This window comes from Ralstonia sp. VS2407 (genome assembly GCF_052950655.1).
In genome coordinates, this window is the sequence record NZ_JBRFVG010000169.1 from 1 (window position 1) to 505 (window position 505).

At 64.2% G+C, this 505-nt stretch carries 1 pseudogene; it reads left to right on the forward strand.

The window, feature by feature from the left end:
• Positions 1-505 (forward strand): annotated as a pseudogene (locus ACU8YE_RS24445) (RNA polymerase sigma factor RpoH); the annotation flags it as partial.

Consider the following 505-nt stretch of genomic DNA (forward strand, 5'->3'; position numbering starts at 1 on the left):
AAGTTCGAGCCCGATCGCGGTTTCCGCCTGGCCACCTATGCGATGTGGTGGATCCGCGCCTCGATCCAGGAATATATCCTGCGGTCGTGGAGCCTGGTGAAAATGGGCACCACCGCGGCGCAGAAGAAGCTGTTCTTCAACCTGCGGCGGATGAAGTCCAAGCTCGACGCGTTCGAGGACGGCGACCTGCGCCCCGAAGACGTGACCAAGATCGCGACCGATCTGGGCGTGGCAGAAAGCGACGTCGTGTCGATGAACCGCCGCATGGCGATGGGCGGCGACACGTCGCTCAACGTCTCGATGCGCGAGGACGGCGAGGGTCAGTGGCAGGACTGGTTGCAGGATGACGCGCCGCTCCAGGACAAGGTGGTCGCCGATCAGCAGGAGGCGGATGTCCGCCATGGCATGCTGGTCGATGCGATGGGCGACCTGAACGACCGCGAGAAGCACATCCTGACCGAGCGCCGCCTGACCGACGATCCCAAGACGCTTGAGGAGCTGAGCC